Raw genomic sequence first — 12,402 nt, 5'->3', positions numbered from 1 at the left:
CATGAAACCGTGCAAGTAGTTTTGCAGGAGGGACAAAAATGACGAACAAGCCGCAGGCGGATATCGCCGCCGCAACCCTGACCACAGACTGTCCCACCGCGGCTGCGGCCGCACCCGTTTCTGCGAAAGCGCGTTTCGCGGGCGGCTTGCCGGAAAAGCAGGGTCTTTACGATCCCGCCAATGAACATGACGCCTGCGGTGTTGGCTTCGTCGCCCATATGAAGGGCGTCAAGTCGCACCAGATCGTCAGTGACGGCCTGTTCATCCTCGAAAACCTCACGCATCGCGGTGCTGTAGGTGCTGATCCGCTGATGGGTGATGGCGCGGGCATTCTCGTGCAGATTCCCGATCGTTTCTTCCGCGAGGAAATGGCGACGCAGGGCGTGACGTTGCCAAAGGCCGGTGAATACGCGGTCGGCCACATCTTCATGCCGCGCGATCCTTCCCGCATCGAGCATTACAAGAAGGTCATCGTCGACGTCATCGGCGAAGAGGGGCAGCAGTTCCTCGGCTTCCGCGACGTGCCCGTCGATAATTCCTCGCTGTCGAAGGCACCGGATATCGCCGCCACCGAACCGCACCATGTCCAGGTCTTCATCGGCGCCGGCCGCGATGCGGCGACCAATCATGATTTCGAGCGCAAGCTGTTCCTGATCCGCAAGGTTCTCTCCAACCGCATCTATGATGAGGGCGGCGGCAAGGAAACGCAGGATTTTTACCCGGTTTCGCTGTCATCTTCGACCATCGTCTACAAGGGCATGTTCCTCGCCTATCAGGTTGGCGCTTATTACAAGGATCTGGCGGACCCGCGTTTCGAGAGCGCCGTTGCCCTCGTGCATCAGCGTTTCTCGACCAACACCTTCCCGTCCTGGAAGTTGGCGCATCCCTATCGCATGGTTGCCCATAACGGTGAAATCAACACGCTGCGCGGCAACGTCAACTGGATGGCGGCGCGTCAGGCTTCGGTTTCGTCGGCGCTGTTCGGCGACGATATCTCCAAGCTCTGGCCGATTTCCTATGAAGGCCAGTCGGATACCGCCTGCTTCGACAACGCGCTCGAATTCCTCGTGCGCGGCGGTTATTCCATGGCGCATGCCGTGATGATGCTGATCCCGGAAGCGTGGTCGGGTAACCTGTCCATGTCGGCGGAACGCAAGGCGTTCTACGAATATCATGCCGCGCTGATGGAGCCGTGGGACGGCCCGGCCGCCGTTGCCTTCACCGATGGCAAGCAGATCGGCGCAACCCTCGACCGTAACGGCCTGCGCCCGGCGCGCTATCTCGTCACCGATGACGACCGCGTCATCATGGCGTCCGAAGCCGGCACGTTGCCGGTGCCGGAAGAGCGCATCATCAAGAAGTGGCGCTTGCAGCCGGGCAAGATGCTGCTGATCGACATGGAAAAGGGCGCGATCATTTCCGATGAGGACGTGAAGCACGAGCTTGCCGCCAAGCACCCTTACCGCACCTGGCTCGACCGCACCCAGCTCATTCTCGAGGATCTGAAGCCGGTGGAGCCCCGCGCGCTGCGCCGCGACGTGTCCCTGCTCGACCGTCAGCAGGCCTTCGGTTACACCAGCGAAGACACCAAGCTCCTGATGTCGCCGATGGCGACGACGGGCCAGGAAGCCATCGGCTCGATGGGCACCGATACGCCGATTTCGGCCATGTCGGATAAGTCGAAGCTGCTTTATACCTATTTCAAGCAGAACTTCGCGCAGGTCACCAACCCGCCGATCGACCCGATCCGCGAAGAACTTGTCATGAGCCTCGTCTCGTTCATCGGCCCGCGCCCGAACCTTCTCGATCACGAAGGTGCAGCCCGCGCCAAGCGTCTGGAAGTGCGCCAGCCGATCCTGACCAATGGCGATCTGGAAAAGATCCGCTCCATTGGCCACACGGAAGATCGTTTCGACACCAAGACGCTCGACTTCACCTATGATGTTGAGCGCGGTGCGGAAGGCATGCCCGAGATGCTCGATCGCCTGTGCGAGCGGGCTGAATCGGCCGTTCGCGGCGGTTACAACATTATCGTTCTTTCCGACCGCCAGCTTGGCCCTGATCGTATCGCGATCCCGGCGCTTCTGGCGACGGCCGCCGTGCACCATCACCTGATCCGCAAAGGTCTGCGCACCTCGGTCGGTCTCGTCGTGGAAACCGGTGAGCCGCGCGAAGTCCACCATTTCTGCCTGCTCGCCGGTTATGGTGCGGAGGCGATCAACCCCTATCTCGCCTTCGATACGCTGCTCGACATGCACAAGCACGGCGCCTTCCCGAAGGAAGTCTCCGACGATGAAGTCGTCTATCGCTATATCAAGGCGGTCGGTAAGGGCATCCTCAAGGTCATGTCCAAGATGGGCATTTCCACCTACCAGTCCTATTGCGGCGCGCAGATTTTCGACGCTATCGGCCTGTCTTCACAGTTCGTCGAGCAATATTTCTTCGGCACCGCCACCTCCATCGAAGGTGTGGGCCTGACCGAGATCGCCGAAGAAACCGTAACGCGCCATACCGCGGCTTTTGGCAAGGATCCGATCCTTGCCAACACGCTCGATATTGGCGGCGAATATGCCTATCGCATGCGCGGCGAAAGCCACGCCTGGACGCCGGATGCTGTTGCCTCGCTACAGCATGCGGTGCGCGGCAATAGCCAGGACCGCTACCGCGAATTCGCCGGCATGGTGAATGAGACGGCGCTGCGCATGAACACCATTCGCGGCCTGTTCAACATCAAGTCTGCGGAAGCACTCGGCCGCAAGCCTGTTTCCATCGACGAAGTCGAGCCTGCGGCTGAGATCGTCAAGCGCTTCTCGACGGGCGCCATGTCCTTCGGCTCGATCAGCCGCGAGGCGCATACGACACTCGCCATCGCCATGAACCAGATCGGCGGCAAGTCCAACACGGGCGAGGGCGGCGAAGAATCCGACCGTTATCTGCCGTTGCTCAATGGCAAGCCGAACCCGGAACGCTCGGCGATCAAGCAGATTGCCTCCGGCCGCTTCGGTGTGACGACGGAATATCTCGTCAATGCTGATATGCTGCAAATCAAGGTAGCGCAGGGCGCCAAGCCCGGCGAAGGCGGCCAGCTGCCCGGCCACAAGGTGGATGCGACGGTTGCCAAGACCCGTCACTCCACGCCGGGCGTCGGCCTCATTTCGCCACCGCCGCATCACGATATCTATTCCATCGAAGATCTGGCGCAGCTGATCTACGACCTGAAGAACGTCAACCCGGAAGCCGATGTTTCGGTGAAGCTGGTGTCGGAAGTCGGCGTCGGCACGGTCGCGGCTGGTGTCGCCAAGGCGCGTGCCGACCACATCACCGTTTCCGGTTTTGATGGCGGTACGGGTGCTTCGCCGCTCACCTCGCTCAAGCACGCCGGTTCTCCTTGGGAAATCGGCCTTGCCGAAACCCAGCAGACACTGGTGCTGAACGGTCTTCGTTCACGCGTGGCACTACAGGTGGATGGCGGTCTGAAGACCGGCCGCGATGTCATCATCGGCGCGCTTCTGGGTGCGGATGAATTCGGCTTTGCCACCGCGCCGCTGATTGCGGCCGGCTGCATCATGATGCGCAAGTGCCACCTCAACACCTGCCCGGTGGGCGTTGCCACGCAGGACCCGGTTCTGCGCAAGCGCTTCAAGGGTACGCCGGAACACGTCATCAACTACTTCTTCTTCGTTGCCGAAGAAGTGCGCGAAATCCTTGCCTCGCTGGGCGTTACCCGGCTGGACGAGATCATCGGGGCTTCCGAACTGCTCGAGAAGGATGAGATGCTGGCGCACTGGAAGGCCAAGGGGCTGGATTTCAGCCGCATCTTCCACAAGGTTGAGGCCCCGAAGGAAGCTACATTCTGGACTGAACGCCAGAAGCATCCGATCGATGACATTCTCGACCGCAAGCTGATCGAGAAGTCTCTGCCGTCGCTGGAAAGCCGCGAGCCTGTCGTGTTCGAAGTGCCGATCAAGAACGTCGACCGTTCCGCCGGCGCGATGCTGTCAGGCGCGCTTGCCAAGCGCTGGGGCCACAAGGGCCTGAAGGACGATACGATCCATGTGACGCTGCGCGGCACGGCGGGTCAGTCCTTCGGCGCGTTCCTCGCCCGCGGCATCACCTTCGATCTGGTGGGTGACGGCAACGACTATGTCGGCAAGGGTCTGTCGGGTGGCCGCATCATCGTGCGCCCGCCGGAAAACACCCGGATTATTGCGGAAAACTCCATCATCGTCGGCAATACCGTGCTTTACGGGGCGATCACCGGCGAGTGCTATTTCCGCGGTGTGGCTGGCGAGCGTTTTGCGGTGCGTAACTCCGGCGCGGTCGCGGTTGTCGAAGGCGTGGGTGACCACGGTTGCGAATATATGACCGGCGGTATCGTCGTGGTTCTCGGTGAAACGGGCCGTAACTTCGCGGCCGGCATGTCCGGCGGCGTCGCTTATGTTCTCGACGAGAAGGGCGACTTCGCCACCCGCTGCAACATGGCCATGGTTGAGCTGGAGCCGGTGCCGGAAGAAGACGACATGCTGGAAAAGCTCCACCATCACGGCGGCGACCTCATGCACAAGGGACGTGTGGACGTTTCCGAGGACATGACGCGTCACGACGAAGAGCGCCTTTACCAGCTGATCTCGAACCACTTCCACTACACGAATTCGTCGCGTGCCAAGGATATACTCGACCGTTGGAGCGAGTTCCGTCCGAAGTTCCGCAAGGTCATGCCGGTGGAATACCGTCGTGCGCTTGAGGAAATGGAGCGCATGCGCATGGGCGTGGCGGCGGAGTAATCCGCCGCGTGAGGACACTACACCAACTGGTCTCGCTGATGATCGGCCGCCGTTCCCACGGCGGTCTATTGGACAAGCGGCGAGACCGGATTTGAGTTCATCGTGCTGGGGGCGGCTTTTGGTTTCGCTTACTGGTACTGGGGCCCGACAGGCGCTCCGCTTTGATGTGAGGACATAAACGTGGGCAAGGTTACAGGTTTTCTGGAGATCGACCGGCAGGTGGGCAAGTATCAGCCCGCATCGGATCGTATCCGCCATTTCCGCGAATTCACCATTCCGATGTCGGATGCCGAAGTGCAGAAGCAGGCGGCGCGCTGCATGGATTGCGGCATTCCCTATTGTCATGGGGACACGGGCTGTCCCGTGCACAACCAGATCCCCGACTGGAACGATCTGGTTTATAACAACAACTGGGAAGAGGCGATCCGCAACCTCCATTCCACCAACAACTTCCCGGAATTTACCGGCCGCGTCTGTCCCGCGCCTTGTGAGGAGGCGTGCACGCTGAACCTCGAGGATGCGCCGGTCGCCATCAAGACCGTCGAGCAGGCGATAGCCGACAAGGCATACGAACTGGGCTTCATCGTGCCGAAGCCGGCGACGATCCATACCGGCAAGAAGGTTGCGATCATCGGTTCCGGTCCGTCCGGCATGGCGGCGGCGCAGCAGCTTGGCCGCGCCGGCCACGAGGTTCACGTCTATGAGCGCGAAACGAAGCCCGGCGGGCTGCTGCGTTACGGTATCCCCGACTTCAAGATGGAGAAGAACTTCATCGATCGCCGTGTCGAGCAGATCAAGGGCGAAGGCGTTACCTTCCATTGCGGCGTCAATGTCGGTGTGGATGTGACGGTCGAAGCGCTTCTGGCCGATCACGACGCCGTTCTTTATTGCGGCGGTTCGGAAACGCCGCGCCCGGCCGGTATCGGCGGTGCCGATTTTAATGGCGTTTACGATGCCATGCCCTACCTCGTGCAGCAGAACCGCCGCGTCGGTCGAGAGAACATCGACAGCGTCGGCTGGCCGGCCGATCCGATCCTCGCGGGCGGCAAGCATGTCGTCGTTGTTGGCGGCGGCGATACCGCCTCTGACTGCGTCGGCACGGCGTTCCGTCAGGGTGCGGTGAAGGTCACCCAGCTTGACATCCGTCCGATGCCGCCTGAAAAGGAAGACAAGCTTGCGGTCTGGCCCTTCTGGGCAACCAAGATGCGCACCTCGTCCTCACAGGCCGAAGGCGCCATTCGCGAGTTTCAGGTGGCGACGCTTGAATTCGTCGGCGAAGACGGCGTGTTGACGGGTGTGAAATGCTGTCAGGTGGATGATCGCCGCAAGCCGATCGCCGGCACGGAATTCATCATCAAGGCCGATCTCGCCTTCATCGCCATCGGCTTTTCCGGTCCCTTCACCGATAGCGTGCTGAAGGAAATGGAAGGCAAGCTGACGCTCAACACCGATCGCCGCGGCTCCACCAATGTTGTCGCCAACGAAACCGACTACAGGACCTCGGTCGACAAGCTGTGGACGGCGGGCGACGTTCGCCGTGGTCAGTCGCTGGTGGTCTGGGCGATCCGCGAAGGCCGCCAGGCGGCACGGGCGATCGATGAGGCGCTGATGGGGACGACCGTGCTTCCGCGCTAAACGGGCGGAATCGATACTAGGTGGAAAGGCCTGTTGCAGACGCGACAGGCCTTTTTGTTTGACTGTTGTTTCCTCAACAATAGGGAAGCGCGATGCGGAAGCAGGCACCGCCGGTGGAGGAATCGCTGATGCTGATCTCGCCGCCATGACAACGGACAATCTCCTGCACGAGATTGAGCCCAAGGCCGGTGCCGCGATCCTTTGGTCTCAGCCGGTGAAACGCATCGAAGACGAGTTCCCGTTCCGTCTCGGGAATGCCGTTGCCTTCATCGGCTATCTCGATCACCCGGTTTGAGGCCACCCTTATGGTGATGGTTCCGCGATTGCCGCCATGTTCGATGGCGTTTTGCACGATGTTCATCAGCGCGCGCTGCAGCGAGGCGTCATCGGCAAGGGCGAGGATCGGCTCTTCTTCCGGCTCGAACGACAGATTATACCCTTGTGAGATCGCAAGCGGCGCCATATCCGCGACGACGGACCTGCACAGGCCGACGATATCAAGCGGAACAAGCGGTGCTTTCTGCCCGTCAAGGCGTTGCAGATCGAGCAATTGTTCGGCCAGTACGGCAATGCGGCTGGCATCCGCCAATATCCTGTTGCGGGCCGGGCCTTCCAGTAAGGTTTCAACGCGGGTTTGGAGAATGGCAACAGGGGTTCGCAATTCATGGGCGGCATCGAGAATAAAACGCTTGTGCCTCTCATAGCCATCGTCCAGCCGTTGCAATGCGCCGTTGACCGCATGCACGAGCGGCTGCACCTCCCTTGGAATATTGCCATCCGGCAATCGATATCCTCGTTTGTCGATATCGATGGTCTCTGCCGTTCGGGCAATGGCGGACAGAGCGAAAAACTCTTTGCGGATGATCCATGGGATGGTCACGATCGTCACGGCAGACATGAGAATAAGGAACGGCATGATCAGGATGTTGGAGAACAGGAGGACCGGGAAGGTCATGCTGAACGGCCCGCCTTGGCCGATCATGGCGAATTCACCCTCCGGCCCCGAAACGCGGCGAACAATAGCGATGCGCATGACGGCGAGATAGGAGTAGGACAACGCCGCATCACGTATATCGGAGAGTTTGAAGTTGGTGTCACTGAGCTGCTGATCCATGTTGCTGAAGGCTTCGGGGACCTGACCGCCTTGCACGATTTCCCCCGTTTCGCCGACGGCGACGAACCAGAAATCTGGCATATTTCTGCGCAACTCCGCGAATTCATTCGTTTCCCTCAGGACCAGCCGGCCATTGTTGTCCCGCGCCAGCGCATTGGCGGTGATTTGGGCCGCCTGCGGGCTGAGGAGCGCGCTGCCTACGCCGCCGCTCGATAGATAGGCGACAAAGGCGGCGCTGAATATGAAAAGGCTGCCGATCTGGAATAGCAGCAGTTGAATGGTCAGGCGGCGCTTGAGCGATTTCCTTTTGGCCGGCTTCATGCGGTCGCCCTCATGAGGTAACCAACACCGCGAATGCCATGGACCTCCACGCCCGCATCCGCGGCCGCCAGTTTGCGGCGCAGACGGGAGATATGGGAATCGAGTGCATTGGACTGGATTTCATCATCGAAATTATAGACGGCTTCCTCGAGCATTGAACGAAGCACCGTTCTGCCCTGTCGCCGCAACAGGGCCTCGAGGATCAGCAATTCCCGTCTCGTCAGCGGAAGAAATTCACCCTTGATGCGTACTTCGCGGGTTTCGAAGCAGAATTCCAGCCCGCCCAGTTTCGCCGTCATTGTCACGGTGCCGGCCGGTCGGCGCATCAGGGCGCGGATGCGGGCAAGCAGCTCCTCAACGGCGAAGGGCTTGGCCAGATAATCATCCGCGCCGAGGTTCAGGCCATTGATCCGGTCCGCAAGAGCGCCCTGCGCCGTCAGCACGATGACGGGTGGGGTGACGGGCAGGAGACGCAGATATTCGATAAGCTGGATGCCGTCGCCATCGGGTAATTGCCGGTCAAGCACAACAAGGTCGTGAACACTGTCCATGATGGCATGACGGGCAAGATCGAGCGTGCCGACCGCATCCACGATGATATCGAACCGGTGGAGCGCGGCGGACAGGGCTGCTGCCATTTCGCGTTCGTCTTCAACAAGCAGCAGGCGCATGAAATTGTCTCGGCAAAATCCGGCGTCGTCTCCCGGGGAGGAAGACACGCGTGAAGTCAAAAAAAGACGGCGCCGTTGACGCTCAAGGCCAGCGACGCGTCGCCGTCAAATCAATGTCGCCTTGCGGACGAGGGATCGGAGATGGCTGATGGGGCCATCCTCGCATTCCTGCAAAGCGGTCCTCAACCTGTCATGACGGGATTGCATAAACATTACGCCCGCAGCGGGGCGCCTGAGATGCGGCGATAGCGCCTATTGTTTTGCCTGCGCGGTATCCGGCACCAGGCGATAGTCATCGATACGCCCTGCTGGCGCGTCAGACATTTCTCCCCGCTTGGTCAGCCTCTCGCGGGGCGATTCCACCACGGATACGCGTGTCGGCCCGGCCGCAAGGGGAGCATCGCCCAGCAGCTTGTCGCCGCCATCGAGATTGGGATCGGTCAGGCTGATCGGCTGGGTACGAACCTGACCCGCATCAATGCCGAGCGCCGGCAGCGAGGTGAGCGCCGGAAGATTGCTGCCGTCCAGCTTCACGAGATCCGGCCCCGCACTATCGAGGTGTCTGCGCACGAATTTCTCGACATAAAAGGCGAGCTTGCGTTTGCCGGCCTGCGTCATGCCGATGCCATCGGCCTCACGCAGACGGGCCTGCTGGCCGTTCATGTCGTAGCCGGTGATGACGAATTTTCCGGCCTCATCGACGAAGCCGTCCCACACATCCACGAATTCACCGCCATATTTTTCGACATGGTTGCGGTAAAGCCGGTTGAAGCCGACGAGATCGGCCGAAAGTGAGGGCGACTGGAAGGCGGGCACGCCAACCCAAAGCACCGGCACCTTCGGGCGGCCGGCAAGGGTCAAAAGCTCGTCGATCCGCCGTTCATATTCCTTGAACCAGACATCCGTGCCGAATTTTTCCCTGACATCACCGATCTGCATCTGCTGGCGATCGTTCGACCCCATCATGATGACGATGGTAGCCGGATTGGTCTCGCTTATGAATTGCGGCAGATTGGCGAACCAGTCGTAATAATCCTTGCGGACGAGGCCGGAAGAGCCGTTGGCGCGCACATCGACGGCGATTGCCGGCGAGCTGGCAAAGGCATTGACCAACTCTTCCCCCATGCCGCCGGCCAGGAAATCGCCGATGACCAGAACGCGTCTCGCGTTTTCAAGCTTGGCGGCAGGTTCCGGTTTTGCGGTTCGCATCTGAACCACCGAGGGGGCTTTTCGTGCTGGCTGTGGGCGGGTGACCGATCTTTCACGCGGAGCAGCCGGAAAATCCCGGCGGCTGCGGGGCTGATATTCGCGTCCGGAGCCACCATCGCGGCCCACCGGCTTGCCGAACAGCATTTCGAATAGGGTGCGCCGCTGCTCCTGTGCGAAGGTCTCGGAAGGAACGAGCGGCACGCAGAGGACAGCGGAAAGAATGATAGCGCAGAAACGCCAACCCGTCTTTTCGTTTCTCGCCGCAGGTTTCCTACTCATGACATCAACCTTTCCGGATGCATCGGCGGCGTCCATGACGTCACCGAATGCGCCGGCACATTATCAATTGCGCAGGGCTCTCAGCAGTCGCTGCGACGGCTCGCCGTCATTCTGCATGCCCATGCGGGACTGGATGGCGCTGATCGCGGCTTTCGAACCGGAGCCGAAATTACCGTCGATCTCGCCATCGTAATAACCGAGTTCCTTCATGCGGGTCTGGAGTTCGAATTTTTCCCTGATGTCCAGCGTGCCGTCCGGGCGCGGCCATTTCTGCTGCATGCCGCCATACCCGGCGATTTCATCCGCGAGCAGGCCCACGGCCAGCGCATAGCTGTCGGAGGCGTTGTATTTCTTGATAGTGAAGAAGTTCTTCATCATCAGGAAACCGGGGCCGTTTGCGCCGCCCTGCAATTTCAGCATGGCGCGATCGGAACCACGCGTGAAAGTCTTGCCGTTCGGGCGGGTGAAGCCGAGCTTCGACCATTCCGCAATGGACTTCGTCTGCCCTTCATAGCGCGCGCCGCCACGCGGCATGGCGGTTTCGTAACCCCAGGTCCGACCAGGTTCCCAGCCGTTCTTCGCCAGAAGATTGGCGGCTGTCGCCAGTGCGTCCGGAACGGAATGCCAGATGTCGCGCTTGCCGTTGCCATCAGCATCGACCGCATAGAGCAGGTAGCTCGTGGGAATGAACTGGGTGTGGCCCATCGCGCCGGCCCAGGAGCCCGTCAGCTGTTTGGGGGTGACATCGCCGGACTGCAGAATCTTAAGCGCGGCTATCAGCTGCGTACGCGCGAATTTGGCGCGTTTGGGATCGGAATAGGCGAGCGTCGCCAGCGCCTGCGGAATGTTGTGCAGCCGCTCCGGCTTTTCGAGAACCGCGCCGTAATTGGATTCCATCGACCAGATGGCAAGAATGATGTGTTTATCGACGTTGAAGTTACGCTCGATCCAGTTGAGCGTCGTCGCATGTTTCATCTTCATTTCGCGGCCGATCCGCACCGTATACGGATTGACGCGGGAATCGACATAATCCCAGATCTGGGTGGTGAATTCCGGCTGGAAGGTCGCCTTGCGCAGCGCGTCCGGATCCGGCTCGCTGACACCGGCAAAGGCCTTCTGGTAGGTCGCCTTGCTAATGCCTTCTTTGGCGGCTGTTGCGTAGAACTGGTTGATCCACTGCTTGAACCCCTGATCGGCCCGGGCCGAGACGGGAGCCAGCGAGATCGCCAGGCCTGCAACCATCATGCAACCGAATTTGCGGACATTTGAAAGGGTCTTTGTCATCGTCAGTCTTTCGTTCTTTCGAATATCATTTCGATTGCGAAAACGCATCGGGCGTCGTCATGGATAACAAAAGAATGTCAACAAATTCTTTACCATTAATAGATGGTAGCGTCACCCTTTACAAAACGTTGTTATTTTTGAAATAACAACAGTGTGCGGGGATTGTGATTAAGTTTTATCTCTCAGGAGGGATATGTGGTAGAACAGAAGAAAATTCGGAAGGCCGTATTTCCGGTCGCAGGTCTCGGTACACGTTTCCTGCCCGCCACCAAGGCAGTTCCGAAAGAAATGCTCACCGTCGTCGACAAGCCCGTCATTCAATACGTCGTCGATGAGGCGGCGGAAGCGGGCATCGAGCATTTTGTATTTGTAACTGGTCGCGGCAAGGCGGTGATCGAAGATTATTTTGATATTCAATTTGAACTTGAACAGATGCTGCGCGAGCGCAACAAGAATGCCGAGCTGACATTGCTGGCCGGCCTTCTGCCCAAGGCGGGCACCGCAAGCTTCACGCGCCAGCAGGTGCCGCTCGGTCTCGGCCATGCGGTCTGGTGCGCGCGTGATATCGTCGGCGACGAGCCTTTTGCCGTGCTTTTGCCCGACATGATCATGCATTCGCAGAAAAGCTGCCTGAAGGGCATGGTCGAACTTTACGACCAGACCCAGGGCAACGTCATCGCGGTGCAGGAATGCGCTCCCGACCAGACGCATAAATATGGCATTGTCGGCGTGGGTGAGACCGTGGGCGAAGGTTTCAAGATCACTGAAATGGTCGAGAAGCCGGCCAAGGGAACGGCACCGTCGAATTTCTATATTAACGGTCGCTATATTCTCCAGCCCGAGATTTTCGATATTCTCGAAAATCAGGAACGCGGCGCCGGCAATGAAATCCAGTTGACGGACGGCATGCTGACGCTTGCCAAGTCGCAGGAGTTTGCAGGTTATCATTTCCGCGGCCAGACCTTCGATTGCGGCGCCAAGGATGGTTTCATCCTGGCAAACGTCGCTTTCGCACTGGAACGCGGCGATATCCGTCCGGCGATCGAGGAGCCAATCAAGGCCCTGATCGAGGGTCTGAAATAATCGACCGGAATACACAAGGAAA

The 12,402-nt window shown here is 59.7% G+C and carries 7 protein-coding genes; 3 read left to right on the top strand and 4 right to left on the bottom strand.

Annotation, left to right across the window (positions count from 1 at the left end; translation table 11 throughout):
- Nucleotides 1-38: 38 nt before the first annotated feature.
- Together gltB and CFBP5499_RS19725 are read left to right on the top strand one after the other, a co-directional pair.
- Nucleotides 39-4,784: a glutamate synthase large subunit gene (gene gltB, locus CFBP5499_RS19730; protein WP_080829121.1), complete on the top strand. Its 4,746-nt coding sequence runs from the start codon at nt 39-41 to the stop codon at nt 4,782-4,784.
- A gap of 180 nt (nt 4,785-4,964) precedes the next feature.
- Nucleotides 4,965-6,419, top strand: a complete 1,455-nt coding sequence (locus CFBP5499_RS19725) for a glutamate synthase subunit beta (protein WP_080829123.1) — start codon at nt 4,965-4,967, stop codon at nt 6,417-6,419.
- A 73-nt stretch (nt 6,420-6,492) separates the two neighbouring features.
- Here the strand turns inward: CFBP5499_RS19725 and CFBP5499_RS19720 are convergent, their stop codons facing one another.
- The 4 genes from CFBP5499_RS19720 to CFBP5499_RS19705 all read right to left on the bottom strand — a co-directional run bounded on the left by CFBP5499_RS19720 (nt 6,493) and on the right by CFBP5499_RS19705 (nt 11,297).
- On the bottom strand, nt 6,493-7,854 hold the full coding sequence (locus CFBP5499_RS19720) for a sensor histidine kinase (protein ID WP_080829125.1): 1,362 nt from the start codon (nt 7,852-7,854) through the stop codon (nt 6,493-6,495).
- Entirely contained in the window at nt 7,851-8,525 is a 675-nt protein-coding gene (locus tag CFBP5499_RS19715; RefSeq protein ID WP_080829127.1) for a response regulator transcription factor, read from the bottom strand. Before CFBP5499_RS19715 ends, CFBP5499_RS19720 begins: the two co-directional genes overlap by 4 nt.
- A 252-nt stretch (nt 8,526-8,777) precedes the next feature.
- A complete protein-coding gene (locus tag CFBP5499_RS19710) occupies nt 8,778-10,013 on the bottom strand; it encodes an SGNH/GDSL hydrolase family protein (RefSeq protein ID WP_080830181.1) in 1,236 nt (411 codons plus the stop codon).
- A gap of 63 nt (nt 10,014-10,076) precedes the next feature.
- Nucleotides 10,077-11,297, bottom strand: coding sequence for a lytic murein transglycosylase (locus tag CFBP5499_RS19705; RefSeq protein WP_080830182.1), 1,221 nt, complete (start codon nt 11,295-11,297; stop codon nt 10,077-10,079).
- A gap of 195 nt (nt 11,298-11,492) precedes the next feature.
- Here CFBP5499_RS19705 and galU point away from each other — a divergent pair, with 195 nt between their 5' ends.
- Nucleotides 11,493-12,380 carry a UTP--glucose-1-phosphate uridylyltransferase GalU gene (gene galU / locus CFBP5499_RS19700; protein ID WP_080829128.1) on the top strand — a complete coding sequence of 296 codons (888 nt, stop codon included), beginning with the start codon at nt 11,493-11,495 and terminating at the stop codon, nt 12,378-12,380.
- Nucleotides 12,381-12,402: the final 22 nt, after the last annotated feature.

Source organism: Agrobacterium tumefaciens (assembly GCF_005221325.1).
In the GTDB taxonomy this organism is placed as follows: domain Bacteria; phylum Pseudomonadota; class Alphaproteobacteria; order Rhizobiales; family Rhizobiaceae; genus Agrobacterium.
This window is presented reverse-complemented; position numbering and strand designations above follow the sequence as displayed.